At 62.8% G+C, this 21,449-nt stretch carries 20 protein-coding genes; 8 read left to right on the top strand and 12 right to left on the bottom strand.

Features of this window, described 5'->3' with window-relative positions; translation table 11 throughout:
* The first annotated feature begins 168 nt into the window (after positions 1 to 168).
* From AAFP32_RS11085 to AAFP32_RS11115, 7 genes are all read left to right on the top strand, one after another.
* Complete coding sequence (locus AAFP32_RS11085) at positions 169 to 1,932, top strand: aldehyde dehydrogenase family protein (RefSeq protein WP_350269184.1); 1,764 nt, start codon at positions 169 to 171, stop codon at positions 1,930 to 1,932.
* Positions 1,933 to 1,983: 51 nt separating this feature from the next.
* Positions 1,984 to 2,223 carry an NAD(P)-binding protein gene (locus tag AAFP32_RS11090; RefSeq protein WP_350269185.1) on the top strand — a complete coding sequence of 80 codons (240 nt, stop codon included), beginning with the start codon at positions 1,984 to 1,986 and terminating at the stop codon, positions 2,221 to 2,223.
* Between the two features lie 36 nt (positions 2,224 to 2,259).
* Positions 2,260 to 2,748, top strand: coding sequence for a GMC family oxidoreductase N-terminal domain-containing protein (locus AAFP32_RS11095; protein ID WP_350269186.1), 489 nt, complete (start codon positions 2,260 to 2,262; stop codon positions 2,746 to 2,748).
* Positions 2,749 to 3,519, top strand: a complete 771-nt coding sequence (locus AAFP32_RS11100; RefSeq protein WP_350269187.1) for a GMC family oxidoreductase — start codon at positions 2,749 to 2,751, stop codon at positions 3,517 to 3,519.
* A gap of 12 nt (positions 3,520 to 3,531) precedes the next feature.
* Positions 3,532 to 6,324 (top strand): ATP-dependent helicase HrpB, encoded by a 2,793-nt coding sequence (gene hrpB, locus AAFP32_RS11105; RefSeq protein WP_350269188.1) that lies wholly within the window; start codon positions 3,532 to 3,534, stop codon positions 6,322 to 6,324.
* Positions 6,325 to 6,431: 107 nt separating this feature from the next.
* Positions 6,432 to 7,307: a 3-methyladenine DNA glycosylase gene (locus tag AAFP32_RS11110; RefSeq protein WP_420883394.1), complete on the top strand. Its 876-nt coding sequence runs from the start codon at positions 6,432 to 6,434 to the stop codon at positions 7,305 to 7,307.
* A gap of 67 nt (positions 7,308 to 7,374) precedes the next feature.
* Positions 7,375 to 8,427 carry a zinc-binding dehydrogenase gene (locus tag AAFP32_RS11115; RefSeq protein WP_350269189.1) on the top strand — a complete coding sequence of 351 codons (1,053 nt, stop codon included), beginning with the start codon at positions 7,375 to 7,377 and terminating at the stop codon, positions 8,425 to 8,427.
* A 20-nt stretch (positions 8,428 to 8,447) separates the two neighbouring features.
* Here AAFP32_RS11115 and AAFP32_RS11120 read toward each other — a convergent pair whose 3' ends face one another.
* The 12 genes from AAFP32_RS11120 to AAFP32_RS11175 form a co-directional block, all read right to left on the bottom strand.
* Positions 8,448 to 8,882, bottom strand: a complete 435-nt coding sequence (locus AAFP32_RS11120) for an HIT family protein (protein WP_350269190.1) — start codon at positions 8,880 to 8,882, stop codon at positions 8,448 to 8,450.
* 7 nt (positions 8,883 to 8,889) lie between these two features.
* Positions 8,890 to 9,468 carry a maltokinase N-terminal cap-like domain-containing protein gene (locus AAFP32_RS11125; protein WP_350269191.1) on the bottom strand — a complete coding sequence of 193 codons (579 nt, stop codon included), beginning with the start codon at positions 9,466 to 9,468 and terminating at the stop codon, positions 8,890 to 8,892.
* A gap of 1 nt (position 9,469) precedes the next feature.
* Positions 9,470 to 10,255 (bottom strand): FAD-dependent thymidylate synthase, encoded by a 786-nt coding sequence (gene thyX / locus AAFP32_RS11130; protein ID WP_350269192.1) that lies wholly within the window; start codon positions 10,253 to 10,255, stop codon positions 9,470 to 9,472.
* Between the two features lie 41 nt (positions 10,256 to 10,296).
* A complete protein-coding gene (locus AAFP32_RS11135) occupies positions 10,297 to 10,590 on the bottom strand; it encodes a hypothetical protein (RefSeq protein WP_350269193.1) in 294 nt (97 codons plus the stop codon).
* Entirely contained in the window at positions 10,587 to 11,675 is a 1,089-nt protein-coding gene (locus AAFP32_RS11140) for a biotin/lipoate A/B protein ligase family protein (protein WP_350269194.1), read from the bottom strand. Before AAFP32_RS11140 ends, AAFP32_RS11135 begins: the two co-directional genes overlap by 4 nt.
* 46 nt (positions 11,676 to 11,721) lie before the next feature.
* Entirely contained in the window at positions 11,722 to 13,986 is a 2,265-nt protein-coding gene (locus AAFP32_RS11145) for a prolyl oligopeptidase family serine peptidase (protein ID WP_350269195.1), read from the bottom strand.
* Between the two features lie 118 nt (positions 13,987 to 14,104).
* A complete protein-coding gene (locus AAFP32_RS11150; protein WP_350269196.1) occupies positions 14,105 to 14,512 on the bottom strand; it encodes a GNAT family N-acetyltransferase in 408 nt (135 codons plus the stop codon).
* A 21-nt stretch (positions 14,513 to 14,533) separates the two neighbouring features.
* On the bottom strand, positions 14,534 to 14,743 hold the full coding sequence (locus AAFP32_RS11155; protein WP_350269197.1) for a hypothetical protein: 210 nt from the start codon (positions 14,741 to 14,743) through the stop codon (positions 14,534 to 14,536).
* Between the two features lie 173 nt (positions 14,744 to 14,916).
* A complete protein-coding gene (locus AAFP32_RS11160; protein ID WP_350269198.1) occupies positions 14,917 to 16,395 on the bottom strand; it encodes an HNH endonuclease in 1,479 nt (492 codons plus the stop codon).
* A gap of 85 nt (positions 16,396 to 16,480) precedes the next feature.
* Entirely contained in the window at positions 16,481 to 17,920 is a 1,440-nt protein-coding gene (locus AAFP32_RS11165; protein WP_350269199.1) for an MFS transporter, read from the bottom strand.
* Between the two features lie 195 nt (positions 17,921 to 18,115).
* Positions 18,116 to 19,207, bottom strand: coding sequence for a branched-chain amino acid aminotransferase (locus tag AAFP32_RS11170; protein WP_350269200.1), 1,092 nt, complete (start codon positions 19,205 to 19,207; stop codon positions 18,116 to 18,118).
* A 160-nt stretch (positions 19,208 to 19,367) separates the two neighbouring features.
* The gene (locus AAFP32_RS11175; RefSeq protein ID WP_350269201.1) at positions 19,368 to 20,405 is read right to left on the bottom strand and encodes a 3-isopropylmalate dehydrogenase; all 1,038 of its coding nucleotides are present in this window, start codon (positions 20,403 to 20,405) and stop codon (positions 19,368 to 19,370) included.
* A 189-nt stretch (positions 20,406 to 20,594) separates the two neighbouring features.
* Between AAFP32_RS11175 and AAFP32_RS11180 the strand changes: the two genes are divergently transcribed.
* Positions 20,595 to 21,449, top strand: coding sequence for a CoA ester lyase (locus AAFP32_RS11180; protein ID WP_350269202.1), 855 nt, complete (start codon positions 20,595 to 20,597; stop codon positions 21,447 to 21,449).

The following is a 21,449-nucleotide window of genomic DNA, read 5'->3' on the forward strand; positions in this document are numbered from 1 at the left end:
AGAATACTCATCGATTGTGCTCACGCACAATGTTTTCGTCTAGGTTTAGGGTCGGCGCCCATATGGACCGTCACGCGGTCACCGATACGATGACTTCACCGACGTAGGCGAGACGGGCGCATTGAGATGAGTCCTTCCGATGACCAAGCTCAACGAGGAGCAGGCACCATGACCGTTGACACTTCACCATCCCCAACCGAACCCACGCAGCCACCCGCGTACCCACTCGACAGTGACCGGCTGGACACCGCGATCGCGTCACTGGACTCGGGAATCCAGCAATGGGCGAACCTTTCTCTATCGCAACGGGCCCAGCTGCTGGAGCGCACGCACGAATCGATAGCTCGCAACGTCGCTCGCTGGACTCGGACCGCCACGAATATCAAGGGTCTCCACCCCGATTCGCAGTTGACCGGCGAAGAGTGGATCTCGGGCCCCTATGCCGCACTGGCGGGATTCTCCACCGTTGCTGCGTCTGTCCGTGCGCTGGCCCGGGGTCGCTCTCCTGTTGATGGAATCGGCACCCGCGAGATCGCTGGCGGGAGGTTGGGCTGGAAGGTCCTGCCCACTCATCTGCGGGAGGCCATCTTGTTCCATGGTTTCTCTGCAGAAGTGTGGACCCTGCCGGGAGTCACCGCCGAGACTGTGAGGTCCGAGGCCGGGCTGGGGGCAAAGCGACTCGGAACGGCAGGCGGGGTCAGCCTCGTGCTGGGAGCGGGTAACATCACGTCGATCGGGCCCCTGGATGTGCTCACCGAACTTGTCGCGCACAACCGGGCGAGCATCCTCAAGATCAATCCTACGTTGGCACCGCTGCTGTCGGTTTATCGGGAGGCCCTCGGCCCACTCATCGAGGCGAACCTGCTCCGCGTTGTCCAAGGCGGTGCCGCAGTTGGTGAATACCTCTGCGAACATCCCGATATCGCTCATATCCACATCACCGGCAGCGCCATCACCCATGACCGGATCGTGTGGGGGTCCGAGGGCGCCCACACAGCCCAGGACTCGGGTCCGAAACTGACCAAACCCATCACCAGCGAACTCGGCGGAGTCTCTCCAGTCATCGTGGTGCCCGGCCGCTGGACCCAGGCGGATATGACCTATCAAGCCGAGCACATCGCCACTATGCGTCTGCACAATGCAGGTCACAACTGCATTGCGGCCCAAATTGTCGTCGTTGATGCCGATTGGCCACAGCGCGAGGAATTTCTGCACACACTCGCGAACGTCTTGGACCGAATCGAGAACCGCGCCCCCTGGTACCCTGGCGGCCAGAGTCGGCTGCGGCAGGCCATGTCCGACCACGACCAGGTCGACTCGTTCTCGAACGGCCAGCGCCTACTCGTGACCATCAGCGACGATGCCGAGGTCGAGACCACCGAGTACTTCGCCAATGTACTCGGCATCAAACCCATCCACGCCGGCTCTGCGGCTCCTGATACAGGGGCGCACACGGCGGAATTCCTGCGCAAAGCCGTTGACTATGCCAATGACAGACTGGCAGGCACCTTGGGCGCCAATATCATCATCGCACCCAGCGAAAGGCAACTGCTGGGTTCGAACCTCGACACCGAGATCGAGCGACTGCGCTATGGGTCGATCGGAATCAACGCATGGACAGGTCTGGCCTTCCTCACGTCGACCGCCACCTGGGGCGCCTTCCCCGGACACACACTCGACGATGTGCAGAGCGGAATCGGTGTCGTGCACAACGGTCTGCTCATTCCCCATACAGAACGCACTGTGGTCTCGGGGCCGTTCCGACCGTTCCCGCGATCGGTCATCGGTGGCGAGTTCTCACTGTTTCCCAAACCACCGTGGTTCGTCACCTCACGCAGTGCCGCACGCACTGGGCGTGCCCTGACCGAATTCGCTGCAGCACCCAGTTGGGCGAAACTGCCGGGGATCTTCCTGGCCGCGTTCCAAGCCTGATCACCGTACCCATCAGACACCACGCACTGCGTGGACGAAGGAGGATCACTCATGAGTGATCAGTTCGACTACATCATCGTCGGTGCAGGATCGGCGGGAGCCGTCGTCGCATCGCGCCTGTCCGAAGACCCCAACACCTCTGTCCTGCTGCTCGAAGCCGGAGGTGCAGACAACGACTCAAAGATCTCGATCCCGGCAGCGTTCTCCCAGTTGTTCAAGTCGCCCATCGACTGGAACTACGAGACGATCCCGCAGCCGGGTTTGGACGGTCGCACTGTCTACTGGCCGTGAGGCAAGGTTCTGGGTGGATCGTCATCGCTGAACGCGATGATGTGGGTGCCCGGCTTCGCCGCCGACTACGAGAACTGGGCGAGGCTGGCGGGACCGGAGTGGGGGTGGCAGGCGCTGGCTCCCCTGTTCGGGTCGACGAACATCAGCGTCGCCGAACAGCGAGACCCCCGACCGCTGACGTCGACCTTCCTCCACGCTGTCACGGAGGCCGGGCACCGGGTCGAAGAGGCCAACTCAGCCCAACCCGATGGTTTCACCCAAACCCGGGTGACTCAGCTCAAAGGGGCACGGCACAACACAGCACAGGCGTATCTGGAACCGGCGAAGTCCCGTGCCAATCTCACCATACGCACCGGAGCTCACGTGGAGAGAGTCAACTTCGATCGACAGACCGCCACCGGAGTGTCCTACCTCGTCGGCGATCAGCGCTTCGAAGCAGCTGCTCGCAAAGAGATCGTTCTCAGCGGTGGGGCCGTGAATACTCCGCAGACCCTTATGCACTCGGGCATCGGAGATCCCACCTAGTTGAGTCGGCACGGGATCCACGTCCTCGTCGACGCCCCTGAAGTCGGTCGGAACATGCGCGACCACCTGACGAGTCTGATCTGCCTCGAGGTGGCGGGCGGCACGCTCAAGGACGCGACGAAAATCGGCAACGTCATCAATTACCTCACTCGGCGAAAAGGGATGCTGACCTCGGACATCGCCGAAGCCTATGGTTTCGTTCGCACCGACGACGCACTCGAACTGCCGGACGTCGAGATGATCTTCGCCCCGGTCGCCTATGTGCAGGAAGGTCTCAACGGAATACCCGCCCACGGAGTCTCATTGGGGCCGATTCTGCTGCAACCGGAAAGTCGCGGTTCCATCAGCCTCGCATCACCCAACCCACTCGACAAGGTCATCGTCGATGCCGGATACCTCTCCGATCCCAATGGTGCTGACCGAGCCACAATGCTGCGGGCGCTGAGAATGGCTTCCGACATCTTCGCCACCCCGTCGATGACCGGGGTGACGAACGGTCACCACCTCTCACCTCTCGGCGCAGAACGTCTGCCGGCAGACGAACTGCTCTCCGTCCTTCTGGAACAGAATTCTCACACCCTCTACCATCCAACCTCCACAGCCCGGATGGGAACTGATGCTGCCTCGGTCGTCGACCCGCAGCTGCGAGTCCGCGGCGTCGACCGACTGCGAATCGCCGATGCTTCTGTCATGCCGGAGATCATTCGCGGCCACACCCACGCGCCCACGGTCGTCATCGGAGAGAGGGCGGCCCAATTGCTGCGCAGCTGAGACACTGGAAGCATGCTCCCACCGCAATCCCCGAAGGCTGCGCAGCGTTCGCAGTCTGTGCAGTCATCGAGTGGCTCGAACCATCATCAGTCCCCCGACGTCCCCTACACATTCGCCCTGTCGCGAATTGCCGCGGGCCTGCCGGCGACTGTGCTCATCGACCAGCTGCAGAACTCTGACATCGGCGGCTTCCCCCGCCTGGTCGTCGAGGCCCCTCCCGGAACCGGCAAGACCACCTTGGTGCCGCCGCTCATCGCCGAGCATCTGGCCCGGCACGCACCACCGGCCCAGACACCGGGCCGTGTCATCGTCACCCAGCCGCGACGCATGGCGGCCCGAGCAGCGGCCAGGCGGCTGGCGACGCTGACGGGGACCCGCCTCGGCGAGGACATCGGGTTCACGGTTCGCGGCGAGTCGCGGACCTCGGCGCATACGAGGATCGAGTTCGTGACCACGGGAGTGCTGCTGGGTCGGCTCTTGCGCGATCCCGAGTTGACAGGCGTCTCAGCGGTCATCCTTGATGAGGTCCACGAACGACAGCTCGACACCGATCTGACCTTCGCACTGTGCCGGGAGCTCATCGATCTGCGTGACGACCTCGGCCTCGTCGTGATGTCGGCCACCCTTGACGCCAGGATGTGGGCGAGGTGCTTGGGCTCGGGCGACAGTGCTGACGGTGTCGACGAGCCTGCCGTGCTGCTCTCGGTCGCCGCCGAGGTTCACCCCCTCGACGTCAGGTGGGCACCGGGACAGCAGCGGCCTCTGGATGCACGCGGGGTGAGCTGGGACTTCCTCGATCACGTGGCGCGAACTACCGTCGATGCCCTGACGAGGCACACGAGGGGCGACGTCCTCGTATTCGCCCCCGGTGCGCGGGAAGTTGAGGAGATCGCCTCACGGATCACCCGATCACTTCACACCGATGCCCGAACACAGGTTCACACTCTGCTCGGGCGCACTCCTGCCAAGGACCAAGATGCGATCCTACGACCCCATCCCGCCGAGGTCGGCCATCGTCGTGTGATCGTGTCGACGTCGGTCGCAGAGTCGGCTCTGACGGTTCCCGGAGTGAGCATCGTCGTCGATTCGGGACTGGCCAGAGGCCCGCGGCTGGACACTCGCCGTGAAATGTCGGGACTGGTCACGACCCGTGAGTCCAAGGCTTCGGGAACTCAGCGGGCCGGTCGTGCCTCACGGTTGGGCCCGGGCACGGTCTATCGTTGCCTGTCCGAAACGGATTGGGCGAGTCTGCCCGAGCACACGCCTGCGGAAATCACGACCTCCGATCTCACCTCGGCGGTCCTGACCCTCGCCGTGTGGGGCGGCGACACGAATCTGCTGCCGGATCCGATGCCCGTCGGCCCGTACCGCCTGGCCGTGGAGAATCTTGTGGCACTCGGCGCGATCGAGGTTGCAGAATCTGAGGACGAGGCGGGCACTGAGACCGGGGCGCTTGAAAACGCTTCGATCACTGTGACAGACCTGGGGCGGGCGATCGCCCGAATTCCGGCCTCCGTGTGGTCTGCCCGAGGCCTCTTCGACGGAGCCGCAATGCTGTCCCCGACCGCGGCGGCCGAAGCGATCGCCGTCATCGAATCCGAGCAGCGTGCCCCGGGCGCCGATCTCGTGGCCACCCTGCGCGAGCTGCGACGAAGCAAGGACCGCCGGTTTACCCAGGATGTGAAGCGCTTCGCCGGCCTGGCCGCTCAGTTCTCGGACCCGCCAGGCTCCGCCGCGCGCGACTCAGCGGTCCACGAGTCTCCAACCCACGGTTCGGCTCGAGGTGGTCCTCTGCGACCCGATGACTTGGGGCTCGTGGTTGCACTCGCCCACCCCATGCAGATCGGGCGGCTGCGCAGTTCCTCAGCGTCGGAATATCTGCTGGCATCCGGCACGGCCGCGTCCCTGCCCCGGAACTCGTCTTTGCAGGGCAGCCCGTGGTTGGCGATCTCCGATGTCGGACTCTCCGGCGGTCGCGCCGTGATCAGGGCTGCTGTGGTCATCGACGAGGACACCGCTGAACTCGCAGGCGCCGGGCTGATGGCGACCGAGGAGACGGCGACCTTCGACCAAGGGAAGGTGCGTGCAGTGCGCCGGACCCGCCTCGGCGGAATCGAACTCACCGCCACACCGATCAAGGCGAGCGCGGATCTGGCCCGATCGGCGATCGCACGGTCGGTGCGTCAGCGCGGCGCTCGTGAGATTCTGCGACCCAGCGAGGCATTCGAAGAGCTGCGGTCCCGGCTGGGACTGCTGCACGCCGTCTATGGTGCGCCGTGGCCGGATGTGGCCTGGCCGCGACTGTCCCAGAGCTTGACGAAGTGGTGCCCGGCCGCCCTGGATCGGATCGCACGTGGGGCGGATCCGGGCAAGGTCGATCTGGTCTCTGCTCTGCGGACGCTCCTGCCCTGGCCGCAGGCATCACATCTCGACGAGCTGGCGCCGGTGAGCATAGAGGTGCCCAGCGGTTCACGGATTCGCCTCGACTATCCCGATCCCGACCACATGGAGTCAGATCCCGAATCCGAACAGGGGCCTGTTCTCGCGGTCAAACTCCAGGAGTGCTTCGGTTTGCGAAAGGCACCGAGCGTGTGTGAGGGCCGGGTCCCTGTGGTAATCCACCTCCTGTCCCCCGCCCGTCGACCGCTGGCGGTCACCAGCGACCTCGCTTCCTTCTGGGCAAATGCGTATTCCCACGTCAGGGCGGAGAACCGGGGACGGTATCCGAAGCATCCATGGCCCGAGGATCCGCTCACAGCACCCCCGATGCGCGGAACCAAGCGGTCTGGAACAATGAAGCGGTGACTTCTATCGCCTCGCTGCCTGCTGAGCGCACCGACTTCCCCGGTGCTGCCTATGGTGTTGCTGCTGGTGCAAGTGCTGGTGCTGGAGCAGGGTCTGCCGGTGCTGCGATCAGCGCACCCACGTGGCGCGCGCTGCGTGATCACCACGCAGCGAGGATCGCAGAGCGGACCGATGCGCACCTCACCCGCCGCCTCAAGGGCGAGAAGCACCCGGTCGAGGACTTTCTGTTCACCTACTACCCGTTCAAGACGGGTCAGTTGGCCAAGTGGCATCCCGGCCCCGGTGTGCAACTCGAATTGGCTACCGAAGCCGACCGTGACTGCTTCGACCGGCGCTGGTATACGACGAACCCTGCGGGCACGATCGCGACGGTGGATGTCGAGTCCTGGCGCAGTGACAGAGGCGATGGTGCGAAATTCATCGCCTCCCTGCTCCAGTCGACGCTGCATCGTGAGGCGAACTTCGGGTGCTTCGGCATCCACGAATGGGCGATGGTCTACAAGCTCAGCGAGGAGCAGCGTCGCCACCAGCAGGTGCCCCTGCGCTTGAGTCATGAGGCCACCGACGCTGTCGTTGAGGGCCACCGGATCCAGTGCTCGCACCACGACGCATTCCGTTTCTTCACAGAACCCGCCCGGCCACGCAACACTCTGCAGCCCACTCGCGAGTCCATGGTGGCCAATGAGCAGCCCGGCTGTCTGCACGCAGGAATGGACCTGTACAAATGGGCGATGAAGATCGGCCCCGTGGCTCCCTCCGACCTCGTCGTCGATTGCTTTGACCTGGCGCTGGGCATCCGCACCCTCGATATGGAGGCCTCACCCTACGATCTGCGCGGTTGGGGCTATGGTGTCGTCGCCATCGAAACCGCCGAGGGCAAGGCCGAATACATGGACCGTCAGAAGGCCTTCTCCGAACGCGCACAGGCTCTGCGGCAACGACTGCTCGATGCACTGACACACGTCGGAATCTACGCCCGATAGTACCGTCGGGCAGCACACAGTGTGGACGCCGCTGTCCAGCAGGAACGGCAATGCATAGGATCACTGTGTGCGCGCAATCGTCTATGAAGAGTTCTCTGTCCTCCCCCAGCTGAGAGACATCGAGTCACCCTCCACTCCCTCCTCCGGTGTCGTCATCGACGTCGAAGCCACCGGAGTCTGCCGCAGCGACCATCACGCCTGGTCAGGCCACGACTCGACGATCACGCTGCCCCATGTGCCCGGACATGAGCTGGTCGGACGCATCGCCTCGGCGGGGCCAGAGGTCACGGACTTCCACACCGGCCAGCGCGTAACCGTGCCATTCGTGTGCGGCTGCGGTCGCTGCCGGTGGTGCCAGGGCGGCAATGCTCAGGTCTGTCCCGAACAGACTCAGCCCGGGTTCACTCATTTCGGCTCGTGGGCGGATCAGGTGGCCATCCACAACGCCGATGCCAACCTCATCGCGGTTCCCAACGACCTCCCCGCCTCGGCGATGGTGGGACTCGGCTGTCGGTTCGCCACAGCATTCCACGGACTGCGGGTGCGGGCGAAGCTTCTCGAGGGCGAAACGGTCGCCGTCTTCGGCTGCGGCGGAGTCGGCCTGTCTGCCATCATGGTCGCCCGTGCCATCGGCGCCCGGGTGATCGCGATCGACGTCAGCGATGCTGCCCTCGACCGGGCCCGCGCACACGGAGCCGCGCACACGGTCAACGCCGCCGGCAAAAACTCAGTCGACCTCTCCGCCGAGGTGGTCGCACAGGTCTTGGACCAGTGCCCCGATGGTGTGGCTGTGAGCGTGGATGCCCTCGGCCGCGAGGATACGATCGCTGCCGCGATCGCCTCGCTGGCACCCTTGGGTCGGCACGTACAGATCGGACTGCTGACTGCACCGCCTGTCATCGATATGGGACGTGTCATCGGCCTTGAGCTCAGCGTCCTCGGCTCCCACGGGATGGCCGCGGCCGAGTACCCGGAGATGGTGGACCTCGTCATCGACGGCAAACTGCGCCCACAGGACCTGGTCACGAACGTCATCGGCCTCGCAGACGCCCCTGCCGCGATGGAGGCTTTGGGGGCGAACACCGGTTCGGGGATGACCGTCATCGACCTGAACCTGTGAACGCGCACCGCTGAGCTGGCTCAGCGGTCCTCCAGTGCCCACCTCATCGAGGTTGCCAGGTCTTCGATCAGCTCAGCGTCACCGCGCACACCGGGTTCGAACGGCAGTCTGAGCCGATCCTTGCCCGTGTCGCGATAGCGCGGGATGACATGCATGTGGAAGTGGAAGACCGTCTGCCAGGCATCTTCTCCACAGCAGTTGAGCAGGTTCACCCCGTCGGCGTCCCAAGCGTCGAAGACATGCTTGGCAATGCGCTGTGACTCGATCGCCACCTCGGCGAGGTCGGCCGACGGGATGTCGCGCAAGTCGGTGCTGTGATGCTTCGGGACGACGAGCAGATGCCCGTCAGATCCCGGCTGGATGTCCATGAATGCGAAGGTCGTCTCGGTCTCAGCAACCTTCGCACTCGGGACGTCACCTGCAACGATCGCGCAGAACAGGCAATCCTGACTCATCGGTTCGTCACACCATCACGGCGAGGACGACAGGAGCTTCCTGGCCCGACCAGCGACCCAGGAGCAGTCCGGCGTCGGATCCCTCAGCCGGAGAGTTGAGGTTGAGTTCGTACAGCACCTGAACGTCTTCGGCGCCGGCCAATGGTCCTGTGCCCCAAGTATGAGCCACCTCGGTGATCTCGTCGACCTTGTTGCCTTCGTCGTCGACGCGGTACTGCTTTGCCGAAGTTCCAGCGGTGGCGATCGTGTGGTCGAGTCGCTGCCTGAAGTGAGGGTCGCCCATCCCGGCGTAGACCCAGCGCTTGCCGAGAATGGAATGCTCCATGGTCGAGATCAGGTATGTCTCGGCTCCGGCCAGCTCAGCACCGCGATAGGTCAGAGGCACTTGGAAGACACGATCACCGGCGGCGACGATATGAACCTCGGCTCCCACCTCACCGGCTGGATCGTCGAACCGGTAGGAGCTGATCGTCTTCAGCGAATCTGGGGCCACATCGGCCTCGGCTGCCCATGCCTGCTGGGTCAGCCAGGCAGAGATGACGTCGAGTTTTCCTGGTTTCAGTTCAGCGTTGTAGATGTCAGCCATGTCATGCCTTTCGTGTTCCGGGGATCCATTCCCCGTCGACGACTTCGTAGTCGGAGAATACCGCTGGGGCCTCTTTGAGCATAGCTTCACCGATCTTGTTGAACACGAGACGAATCTCTTCTTCGGCGCCCTTGGCGGTGCGCATCTCGATGACGTGACGCAGGGAGCGCAGGTTCGCGGTGTAGACGATGCCGGTGGCCAGTCCCTCGGGTGCGAAGCGGCGCATGAAGGAGGTCATGTGCTTCTTGTGGGAGAACTTGGTGCTGGCTTCGTCGAGTTCGAAGTGCTCGGTCATCCACTTCTGATGCTCTTCGAGGGTGTCGAGGACCTTGAGGGAGCGTTCCATGAGCTCGGAGTCCTCACGTGCCCATTCGGGGAACCAGAACGGAATGTCAGCCAGGCGGACGTAGCGCAAGGATTCCTGCGAGAACGCGGATCCTGCGCGGTGGCGGATGAGTTCGTGAGTGAGCACGCGGGATACGTTGTGGAGGACGAACGTGAAGTTCGCGTGTTCGAGCACCGAACCGTGCTGGGACTTGATGACATTGCCCAGGTACTGGGACGAATCGGTGCGGACGCGGGAGACGTTCGGGTTCAGTCCCGGTTCCCAGGAGCGATAGCACATGCGACCGGAGAACTCGACGATGTCTTCGGCGTCGGGAGAATCAGCCTCTTCAACACGTTCCGCCCAGCTGGTTCCGCCCACCTCGTCGAGGTATGTCCTCATCGATTCCCAGTCGATGCTGGGCTTGGCAAGCAGTTCTACTGACGGTTCGACCTGGCGCATGGCTCTCCTTGTGCAGGGTATGACTTGATTGATTTCCAATCCTACAGACCCGAACGCGCAGGTGTTCCGAACGTCCACGATGAATGCTTGCGCAGGTGCGACTTTCGTCTGCGACCGTCGCGGACGAGACCGACGACCATTTCGCCGCCGAAGAACAGGCGACCGACGATCGTGGCAGACAGCAGTGCGCCGATGATTCCAGCGGCGAAGAACACGGTGAGGAAGGGATGATGAGCAGCTTCGCGTCCCGTCGTTCCTTCCGCCTGCACTGGTCGCCGGGCTCTGACATCGAGAAGCCGGCACCACGAGACACGGTCATCTGGTCGCATGCTCACGGCACTCGGTGCGTCCATTTCTCGGTTCCGAACTTCTCGGCGACGAGGGCGTGTGCCTTCTCCAGCTCATCGGCGGTGAAGGTATCGAAGCTCGCACCGTAACGGTCGGCGAAAGTCTCAGCCATGACGTCGATGATGTCCTTGCGGGCCTCACCTGTCTGGCTGCGCAGAGGGTCGACGCGCTTCTTGGCACTGGAGACTCCCTTATCGGAGATCTTGGCCTCGCCGATGCGCAGCACCTCCACCATCTTATCGGCGTCGATGTCGTAGCTCATCGTCGCGTGATGGAGCAGGGTGCCATCGCGCAGTCGCTTCTGTGCCGCACCGCCGATCTTGCCTCCGGTCGAGGAAATGTCATTGATCGGCTTGTAGAAGGCCTCGACGCCGAGGCTCTTCAACGCTGCCAGCACCCATTGGTCGAGGAAGACGTAGGACTCCTCGTAGTCGAGGCCGGCGACCAGTGCAGGCGGAACGAACATCGAGTAGGTGATGCAGTTCCCGCCTTCCATGAACATCGCTCCCCCACCGGAGATGCGGCGCACAACCTGCACACCGTACTTCTCGACTCCCTCCGGTCGGAGTTCGTTGACATAGGATTGGAAGGCTCCGATCACCGTGGCGGTATCGTCCCATTCCCAGAACCGCAGGGTCGGTTTCCGTCGTCCCGCCGCGACCTCGTCCAGCAGCACCTGGTCGAGGGCGACGTTGACCTGAGTGGGCAGCACCTCGCCGCGGATGACCTGCCAGTCGAAGTCGGTGAAGTTCGCCGCCGACCCCAGTGCGCGGCGGACGACTGTGGCGATGTCCGAGGTGGAGAACCCGTGCATCGCCAGTTCCGAGCCGTATCCGGCAAGTGCCGTGTCGAGGCGCTGACGCAGATTCGCATTGTCCGCGGTGACACTGGCACCCACGAGCGCGGGAGCAAGGTCGAAGTAGGCTTCTTCGGGTTCGAGGAAGAAGTCGCCGGAGATCTTGACCTCGGTGATGGTCTTCCCGTCGGTCTCCACATCGGCGACCACGAGTTTTCCGCCGATGACCTTGTACTCGGCGTGAAAGCGCTGGGGTTCGTGCGTGTCGTTCGTCATGGTTCCAACGCTACGCCCAGGCTCCGCTCAGAAGCTATGAGCTTGCTCACTCCCCTGTCAGCGAGTTCCACAGGAATCGGTAGCTGAGTGCACGGGTGAAGGCGGCCTGCCTGTTGTCCGACGCTGCCGAGTGTCCGCCTTCCGTGTCTTCGAAGAACCACACGTCGTCAATGCCGCGATTCTGCATCCGAGCAGCCATCTTGCGCGCCTGCACTGGACCGACCCGATCATCGGAGGTCGCCGTCCAGAACAGCACGGGCGGATAGTCAGTGCCATCTTCGAGCAGATGATAGGGGGAGAACTTCTGAATGAATGCCCAGTCCTCAGCCACATCGGGGTCACCGTACTTTGCCTTCCACGAATAGCCGGCGCTGAGTTTGGTGTAGCGGCGCATGTCCAGAAGGGGGACTCCACACGAGATCGCACCGAAGAGCTCGGGGTGCTGTGTGAGCATGTTTCCGACCAGCAGTCCACCATTCGAGCCGCCGGCGCAGGCCAGGCTCTGCGCGGACGTCACGCCGCGTTCGATGAGGTCGCGGGCAACGGCAGCGTAGTCCTCATAGGCTCGCATCCGATTCTCCCGCATCGCCGAGGTATGCCACCGGGGCCCGTATTCTCCACCGCCGCGGATATTGGCGAGGACATAGACCCCGCGACGCCCTGCGGGAATCGGCGCTTCAGTCGCCGTGACGGTCTGTTGGCTGGCGGGATCTTGCCAGGTCCCAGTCGTCGTTCGACCCAGCCATCCGATACCAATCACCGGGGTGTAGCCCGGCGTCCGGCTGACTTCGAAACCGCCGTACCCATCCAGGAGGGTCGGATTCCTCCCATCGAGGACCAGCTCGCTGTCGGCGATCTGGAAGTAGGGGATCTTCGTCCCGTCCTCGCTTGTGGCGAAGTGCTGTTCGACGCAGAGCCCGTCGCTGGGAAACAGTGCCGGTGCCGACTTGATGACGACGGGCACGCTGTAGTCGTTCGAAGGCTCCAGGCTCCCATACGACAGAGTCGACGGAGTCAGGAACCCCGTGCTCACCAGCCAATAGTCGTTGGCGCTCGCGTCATCGTGTTTGTCGACGGCTCCCAACCCGACCATGTGATTGGCGGGGACTCCTGGCAGCGAAGACGACGAGAAGTTGTCGTTCGGGTTAAGAACGACCAGTTGTGACTGCACGTCAGCCAGCAATTCGAGGATCAGGTAGTCCCGTGTCCAGGTCCACGACTGCAGGGCGGAGTGTTCATCCGGGGTGAAGATGACGGTCGGTGCGATCGTCCCGGCCTTCACCTCGGCGATGTCAGCAACGGCCAGACCTCCGGCCGAGACCGAGAAGTTCTCGTGACTCCACTCGGATTGGGGCCGGAAGAGGACGAAGTCCCTTTCGAACCCGACTTCCACATCGGTTGGCACATCGACGACGGTCCAGTTGTTCTCCCACGCCGAGGCGACGATTGAGACTGGCCCGGATTCGTCGACGACTGCGTCGAGGTCGATGAAGCTGAATTGCATATTGAAGAAGTCGATGGCATCGATGGCGAACGCTCTGTCGGTGGAATCGGTGCCTGCGGCGCCTACATCACTGCCGACGAAGATGGCGACATGGTCGTGGGGCACTTCGGCCACGATCGGAGCCTCGGCAATAGCCTGCCCCCGCCTGAGAACACGTGCCTGACGCGGATAAGACGAGGTGGTGAGAGAGTCCTCACCGGTATCGGTGGCGACGATGATCGTGTCGTCGTCGAGCCACGCGAAGCGAGTCTTCGCCGAAGGCAGGTCGAAGCCGCCGTCGACGAAGGTTTTGGTCACCAGATCGAATTCGCGTACCCGGTGGGCGTCTCCACCATCGGGCGACAGCGAGACGAGTGCACGAGAGTTGTCCGATCGGCGCACCGAGGCTCCGGCCCACACCCAGGGCGTCGCCTCCGCTGCGCCGAGCTCGTCGAGGTCGATGAGGACCTCCCACTCGGGAGAATCGGAGACGTAGCTGTCCCACGTGGTTCGTCTCCACATGCCTTTGGGGTTCGTGGAGTCGCGCCAGAAGTTGAAGTAGTGATCTCCGCGTTTGGCCACCATCGGTATCTTGCCTTCGGAGTCCAACGCAGTCCGAATGTCCCCGGCGATGGAGTCGAACAGATCGTCTTGGAACCGGGCAATGGTCTTCGCGTTCTGGTCCTTGACCCAACCCATCTGCTTGTCCCCGTGGATGTCTTCGAGCCACAGGTTCTCATCGTGTGGCATGGGGGCAAGGTTCTGCGGCTCAGTGGCCGCGGTGGGAGTTTCGGTCTGCTGGTTGTCTGACGTAGCTTCTTTGCGCATGCCACCATCCTAATGATCGCGGGGTGTTGCGAAGCGCGTGCTCTCCGGCGCAGCGGTTCTACCGCGGTAGAGCAGCTCAATCGTCGGTCAGCAGTTCAATCCTCGTGAGCGGTTCGGCTCAGGCTGGTGGTCTGAACATGACCAGCCCCGGTTGGCCATTGGGCGCCTGGGGCCCATGCCCGAGCGCGAAGAAACCGAGGCTTTCGTAGAGTCGGCGAGCGGGGCTGTCGATGTCGTTGGTCAGGAGCCAGCAGCTGTACCCGCCGATGCCGGCCAGCCAAGTCTGCAGCGTGGCCCGTCCGAGTCCCGACCTGCGCAGATGTGGGTCGCGTGCCAACAGATTGAGCGCGAACGACCATTCGATCGCCAGTGCGGCGTCGCCGAGAGTAGAGCGGAGTTCATGTGCCCAGTCGTGGTCTTGTTCCGCCCAGGACCAGAAATGGCCGTAGGCGATCGATCTCAGGCGCCCACCAGAGCGCGCCGCTGCGACGAGGACCTGACCGTTTCGGACGGAGAGGTCGTACATACTCCCGAACAGTGCAGCGTGTTACGGATCTTCGTTCAAAGGCGGTTCGGCTGCGGCCGCCGCGTAGAGCTCTTCGACCTCGAGGGGCGGAGGGAGCACCCCCAGGATTCCAGCCGCTGAGCCCACGGGTTTCCAGCTCTGCCCCAGACCACCTGGTACGCCCCACACGAGTTCAACGTTGAGCTCTGTAGGCGAAATTCCGAGAACTTCACGCTCGGCATGTTCGTCCATGCTCCCACCCTAGCCACGTCGGCAGTCGAGCAGTTGAACTCATGACAAAATTTTCGCCACTGGGTGAAGGACCTGGTGCACGGCAGACGAGCTGCTGGGCAGCCATGGGTCTGACACCTAGCTGGTGGCCAGGGGGCCATTGCCTAGTCGCAGGCGCCAAACACTCGAGGTCATCAATCCGCAGAGACGAATTCGGTCAGTTGCCCCGCTAGGCACATTTCCACCACGCTCGGCAGCTCCTCCCGACATTCCCACACATCCACCTTGAGGGATTCGAATTTTCCTTCAAGCCTCGGCGCTTCGACTTTTCGAAGTGGTGGAATTCTCACTGTGAAGAGACTGGGGTCGTTGGCTTCATCAGACGTCTGTTCGTTGGTGAGGTTGGAGCGGGGAAGTTCACTTGAGTTTGCCATCGGTGTTCCGATCGGTCTGGTGCTGACCTGATATCGGTGTCCGGTGGGGGTTCGTACGACCAATTCGTCTGCCGTGGCCTCGTGTCGCCATCCTGGCAGTTCCTTGAGGAAATTGCAGGCTGCGCAGAGCCCTGAAGCATTCTCCCAGTCGGTCTCACCACCAGCGGCGAATGCCTGCGAGTGGTCTGCGTGTTTGATCTGGGCATCGCACCACGGCGATCGGCAGACATCATCGCGAATCACCACCATGCGTCGAAGCAGTCCGGAGAATTCACGTCGCTTCGAGTCCATCCGGACCAACTGTCCGTCGGATGGGCGCGAGTACAACCTGCGAAGAAAGACTGGGGCTTCATTGTCGGCGATGAATTCGCGTGCCGTCTTTGCCGGGATCGGGCCGAAGCCGGGGAACCACGCTGGAGTTTCTCCTGGGTCGAAGAGACTGTCCTCATTCATCACTACGTGGACTTCGGTAGGGATGGCCTCGGCACCGTCTTGGCCTGTGGTTCTCTCGACCAAGAGATCGGCCATGACCTGTCCCTGAGTTCGCCCTTCGGCCTGACCTGTTCCGATGATCGACTGTGCCGATTTCGACAGGTTGGTATACGCTGCAACTGCCTGCGACAAGGGCAGGAGCGCTGTCAGATACGCCATATTTCCCGGCGCTGGCCGCACCGTGACGGCACGTTCTTCCACACACCTGTCGAGGTGTTCGACGGCTGCTTTCTGGTCGAGCTGCTGGGCCAGAGCGCGAACTTCATTGCCCAGTCGACCAACACCCACCTCGGCGAGGCGATCGGCCATCCGGTCATCGACCTCGTGCCTTTTGTCTCTGGGGAGCCAATCGGTCTCCTTCGCAACGACTCGCGCCTTCTCCTCTGAGATGTCTCCGCTCTTCAAGGAGGCGTAGGTTTTCGGCAGATCCAGCAACAGGGACCGGGCGAAGCCGAGCAGCTTGCTCCCTCTGGCCCGAGACACCTTCCGAGCCAAACCGATCTCGGCACCAAGGCCTTTGCCCTGTCCGCGGCTCGGCAGACCTTCTTCCGCTTCACGATTCCGACGGTGCATGTCGAAGGTCAACGTCTCCCTGGCCTGCGCTGCAGCACTCACTGACGTCAGTTCTTCCAGAGCAGTGATTCTGTCGATCGCTTCGGTTTCCGTGCGCGCAGGCGGCAGGTCGGACAGCACCTCGCGCCACCGACGAATCTCGGTGATCACGTCTGAAACCGTTCCTGCTTCCATACCAATCACAGTAGCCGTCGGCACTGACACGAGATTTAGGCCGAGTATCAGTCCAGCTCAGGGACGGTTTCGAACGACAAGACCCTCAACCCAGCGCTTCGCCAGTGGTCTCTCGCGCAAGCAGACCCATCAGCACCACCGCCACAATCACGAGCAGTCCCGTGAGAATGAAAGTCACTGTCAGTCCGAGGACCGGCCACATGAACGCACCGAAGACAAGCGGAGCAATACCAGTGGCAATGCGGGAGGCAGCCGATGCCCAGCCGAATCCCGAAGCTCGCAGACGGGTCGGGTACAACTCCGAAACGTAGGTGTAGAGAGTGGGAATCGCGATCTGCACGACGAACCCGAACCCGATGATGCTGGCTCTGGCTGCAAAGGTCAGCTCTGAACCTGAGGCCTCGATGAACACGGCAGCGCATACCAACAGGACTGCGGAGACAATCGAGGTCACGCCGAGCACCCATTTTCGGCCCACACGTTCGACGATCAGAGCCGAGACGATGACGCCGAGGATGCCCACCGCGGTCATCGACCCGGTGACCATGAACGCTGCTTGATCGCCCATGCCCTGCTTCTTCAGGATGCCCGGCAGCCATGTCAGTGCCGCGTAGTAGACAAGGAGGACGGAGACGAACAGGGCCCAGGAGACGAGAGTCGTATTGGCCGAGTACTGCCACAGTTGCACCAACTGGCCGCTGGCTGCACGCAGCTTTTTGTTGACAGAGATGAGAGTTCCAGACGAGTCGGATGCCTGCCGCGGCGCCGGGGCCGTGCCGGTGGCCTCGATCGCGCCCTTTACGGGGACATCGTGGGTCCAGGTCGTCACCTCGGCGCCGGTGCGCTCGACGAGGCGGGCGATGATGGCGTCGGCTTCGGCATACCGTCCCACGGAGGCAAGGTAGAGAGGTGATTCGGGAATTCCGAAACGCACGGCAACTGTCAGCAGCGCGGGCACAATCATGACGAGCATGATGAGGCGCCAATCACCCACTCCCAGCAAGGATGCAGAGACGAAGGCGCACAGCGAGGCGCCGATCGGCCACCATCCGTCCATCGCAGTCAGGACGCGCCCGCGGTGCTTCTTGGGAGTGAATTCCCCGACGAGCGCATAGTCGACGGGGATGCATCCGCCGAGCCCGAATCCGGCGAGGAATCGGAACAGGATGAACCAGCTGAATGCTGGGGAGAAGGCGCCGGCAACTGTGAAGACTGAGAATACGAGAAGCGTGAGGGTGAATGCCTTCTTCCGGCCGATCACATCAGCGATGCCGCCCCAGATGAAGGCACCCAGCGCCATGCCGATGAGGTTGACCGTAGCGATCCAGGCGGCCTGGCCGACGCTCAGGCTCCAGTAGTCGCTGAGCAGCGGAATGAGGAACCCGTTGAGGGCGACGTCCCAAGCGTCGAACATGAACCCCAGGCCGCCGATGATGAAGATGGCGCCTTGAGTTCTCCATCGCCAAGGAAGGTTGGCGATGACTTCGGAAGCGGTCGGAGTGGACGCCGAGGTTGCAGTAGACACGGGCCCACAATACCCCTTTAACGCATTTATGCGTAAAACTGCCCGCTGACATTCGCATGGCACGTTGAGAGGGTCGGGTGCCGCGATCGAAATCGCGGCACCCGACCCTCTCAATGCGGGGCGAGTTGAGCCGAATCGCCTCCGCAACCCCTCGGCTCGCAGGCCACAGGCTCCTCGGCTCACAGGCCTCAGGCCTCAGGCCAGGCGAACCATCCAGTTGTTCGTATCCTCGGCACGACCGTACTGGATGTCGAGCAGAGTCTTGCGGAACTCCATGGTCTTTTCACCGGGCTCATCACCGTGGTCGATCGAGAAATCGCTGCCGACGACACGGCCGATCGGAGTCACGACTGCGGCGGTGCCGCAGGCGAAGGCCTCGACGATGTCGCCATTGGCGGCACCCTCACGCCATTCGTCGACCGTGACCTTGCGCTCTTCCGGCTCGAGACCCAACTGCGGGGCGAGGTCGAGCAGAGACCGGCGAGTGACACCATCGAGGATGGAATCACCGAGCTCTGGAGTCAGCAGGCGGCCATCCTTGGTCACGAGCATGAGGTTCATACCGCCGAGCTCGTCGATGTATTTGTTCTCTGCGGCGTCGGTGAACAGCACCTGCTGGCACCCCTGGGCTGCGGCTTCGTTCTGCGCTGCCAGCGAGCCCGCGTAGTTGCCACCGCATTTGGCGAATCCGGTGCCCCCGGAGCCGGCGCGGTTGAAGTTCTGCGACAGCCAGATCGAGACGGGCTTGATGCCGCCGGAGAAGTACGGACCGGCGGGGCTGGCGATGACGTAGTAGTCGACCTCATGGCTGGGCCGCACACCCAGGAATCGCTCGGTGGCGATCATGAATGGCCGCAGGTACAGGCTCGACTCGTCGGTCTCGGATTCTGGGGTGGGAACCCATTGCTGATCGAGTGCGACCAGCGCCTTGATCGATTCGATGAAATCCTCTTCCGAGATCTGCGGCAGCGCAAGACGCTCGGCGGATTTGTTGATGCGCGCAGCGTTGCGCTCGGGACGGAAGGTCCAGACGGAGCCGTCTGCGTGGCGGTAGACCTTCATGCCCTCGAAGATCTCCTGCGCGTAGTGGAACACTGCAGCAGCAGGATCGAGCACCAGCGGACCGTAGGGCTTCACCTCGTGAGCGTGCCAACCATCGTCAAGGGTGTACCTGACGTGTGCCATGTGGTCGGTGAAGTAGAGCCCGAATCCGGGGTCCTTCTTGATGTTCTCTCGCACCAGCTCGGGTTGCGGCTGGACATTCTTGAGAACGGCAAACTTAGTCATAAGAACTCTTTTCTCATTTGTGATGAGTGACACTGACAGGGTAGTCCATCACCCCGGTGCGCGTCGCACCGGGGTGATGCCCCTGTCCCCTCGAACAGGGTTGAGTCCCTGCCCTGCCGAACGGGCGAATCCCTGACACCGCCGAGGCGGTCGGGCCGCCTCAGCCCAGGCGGGCCGCAATCGCGTCGCCCACCTCGGCGGTGGATCGCTTGGTTCCGTCGCGATCGGCCAAATCGGCCTCGACAGCGGTCTCGATCGACTTAGCCACGACGTCGAGCCCCAGGTGCGAGGCCATCAGTGCACCGGAGAGGATCGAGGCGGTCGGATCGGCGATCTGCTGTCCGGCGATGTCTGGGGCCGATCCGTGGATGGGCTCGAATAGGCTCGGCGCCGTACCTTCGACATTCAAATTGCCCGAGGCGGCCAGTCCGATGCCGCCGGTCACGGCCGCGGCGAGGTCGGTGAGGATGTCACCGAAGAGGTTGTCGGTGACGATCACGTCATAGCGTGAGGGGTCGGTGACCATGTAGATCGTGCACGCGTCGGTGTGCTCGTAGTTGAATGTGACTTCGGGGTACTCGGCGCCGACCTTCTCGACGACCCGACGCCACAGGTGGCCCGCATGGACCATGACGTTGTGCTTGTGGACGTAGGTGAGTTTCTTGTTCCTCGCCTGTGCGCGCTCGAATGCGTCACGAACAGCGCGTTCGACGCCGTACCAGGTGTTGATCGAGACCTCGGTCGCGACCTCGTGGGGCGTATCGGTGCGGACAGAGCCACCCATCCCGGTGTACGAACCTTCGGTGCCTTCACGGACGACCACGAAGTCGATCTCTCCCGGATTCGCCAGCGGACTGGTGACTCCAGAGTAGAGCTTCGACGGCCTCAGGTTCACTGCGTGGCTCAGCCCGAAGCGCATCTTGAGGATCACACCACGTTCCAGCACACCCGATGGCACACTCGGGTCGCCGCATGCACCGAAGAAGATCGCGTCATGGCCACGCAGCGATTCCAGCTCTTCGTCTGTCATCGTCTCGCCGGTCTCGTGCCAGCGGCTGGCGCCGACATCGTAGTTCTTGAGCTCAAGCTCCACGGGTTCTCCGGAGACCTCGATGGCGCGCTTGAGAACCTTCAGACCTTCAGGGACGACCTCGTTGCCGATTCCATCACCGGGCATGACTGCAATTGAAAACTTCATAGATACAGATTAGAACCCATCTCACTATACAACTAGGCCGTCCTGCCATCCGGACACTGATGTGTCGTCAGCTGCACCGGATCCCGTCATCGACAATTTCATGTCTCAAACTTCGTTCCTGACTACAATTTCCCGCTCCGAAGGTCGAAGATAGGAGGGACACCTCAGAACCCCAGAGAAAGTCGATCATTGACAGATACGATCATCCGCAACCGCCGAGCCGCAGCCCTTCCCGCCAAGCTCTCCCGCTCTTGGCTGCTGGTCAATGCGGCTAAGGAGGAGATCTTCTCTGCGGCGCAGATCTCCGAGTCGGATTCAGTCATCTTCGACCTCGAAGCATCGGTCTCCGACGACAAGAAGCTCGAGGCTCGTGACAATGTCGTGCGCGCTCTTGAGGGCGGCATGTCCGCGTGGGTCCGGATCAACAAGATGGACTCCGAATTCTGGGACGACGATCTGGCCTCCGTTGCCATGCTTCCCGGACTGCGCGGCGTGATGCTGCCGGAGACCGAACGGCCCGAGCAGGTCTCCTACACGGCGATGCGCGCGAAGGCAGGACTGCCGGTCATCGCGCTGCTCGAATCTGCGATGGGCGTGGAGAACGCGACCAAGATCGCCGAGGCGCCCGGCACCTTCCGTCTTGCATTCGGAACGAACGACTTCCGCAAGGACACCGGCTTCTCCGGCGATCCGATGGCGCTGGCCTACGCCCGCTCACGCCTGACCATCGCCTCACGCATGGGTGGACTGCCCGGAGCGATCGACGGCCCCTCAGCAGCCGCCGCCAGCGATGAGCAGGTCCGCAAGGACGCCGAGGTGACCCACATGATGGGTATGACCGGAAAGCTCGTGCTCAACGTCGATCAGGTCGTGACACTCAACGAGTCGATGAGTCCGAGCGAAGACGAGCGCGACTGGGCACGTCAGATGCTCGAAGCAGCCGAGGGCGGTTCCGAGATCACGGACGGCTCGTACCTCCCACGCCTGACTCGCGCGAAGAAGATTGCATCCCTGGCCTCTACCTACGGCCTCTGGAACGCCTGA

This window comes from Brevibacterium sp. CBA3109 (assembly GCF_040256645.1).
GTDB classification, from domain to species: Bacteria; Actinomycetota; Actinomycetes; order Actinomycetales; family Brevibacteriaceae; genus Brevibacterium; species Brevibacterium koreense.

What these genes read in the sequence shown, in the direction of transcription:
- hrpB (WP_350269188.1), top strand. Translation starts at nt 3,532, where the DNA reads ATGCTCCCACCGCAATCCCCGAAGGCTGCGCAGCGTTCGCAGTCTGTG.
- AAFP32_RS11160 (WP_350269198.1), bottom strand. Translation starts at nt 16,395, where the DNA reads ATGGAAGCAGGAACGGTTTCAGACGTGATCACCGAGATTCGTCGGTGG.
- AAFP32_RS11085 (WP_350269184.1), top strand. Translation starts at nt 169, where the DNA reads ATGACCGTTGACACTTCACCATCCCCAACCGAACCCACGCAGCCACCC.
- AAFP32_RS11120 (WP_350269190.1), bottom strand. Translation starts at nt 8,882, where the DNA reads ATGAGTCAGGATTGCCTGTTCTGCGCGATCGTTGCAGGTGACGTCCCG.
- AAFP32_RS11140 (WP_350269194.1), bottom strand. Translation starts at nt 11,675, where the DNA reads ATGACGAACGACACGCACGAACCCCAGCGCTTTCACGCCGAGTACAAG.
- thyX (WP_350269192.1), bottom strand. Translation starts at nt 10,255, where the DNA reads ATGCGCCAGGTCGAACCGTCAGTAGAACTGCTTGCCAAGCCCAGCATC.
- AAFP32_RS11095 (WP_350269186.1), top strand. Translation starts at nt 2,260, where the DNA reads ATGATGTGGGTGCCCGGCTTCGCCGCCGACTACGAGAACTGGGCGAGG.
- AAFP32_RS11175 (WP_350269201.1), bottom strand. Translation starts at nt 20,405, where the DNA reads ATGAAGTTTTCAATTGCAGTCATGCCCGGTGATGGAATCGGCAACGAG.
- AAFP32_RS11145 (WP_350269195.1), bottom strand. Translation starts at nt 13,986, where the DNA reads ATGCGCAAAGAAGCTACGTCAGACAACCAGCAGACCGAAACTCCCACC.
- AAFP32_RS11155 (WP_350269197.1), bottom strand. Translation starts at nt 14,743, where the DNA reads ATGGACGAACATGCCGAGCGTGAAGTTCTCGGAATTTCGCCTACAGAG.
- AAFP32_RS11150 (WP_350269196.1), bottom strand. Translation starts at nt 14,512, where the DNA reads ATGTACGACCTCTCCGTCCGAAACGGTCAGGTCCTCGTCGCAGCGGCG.
- AAFP32_RS11090 (WP_350269185.1), top strand. Translation starts at nt 1,984, where the DNA reads ATGAGTGATCAGTTCGACTACATCATCGTCGGTGCAGGATCGGCGGGA.
- AAFP32_RS11170 (WP_350269200.1), bottom strand. Translation starts at nt 19,207, where the DNA reads ATGACTAAGTTTGCCGTTCTCAAGAATGTCCAGCCGCAACCCGAGCTG.
- AAFP32_RS11125 (WP_350269191.1), bottom strand. Translation starts at nt 9,468, where the DNA reads ATGGCTGACATCTACAACGCTGAACTGAAACCAGGAAAACTCGACGTC.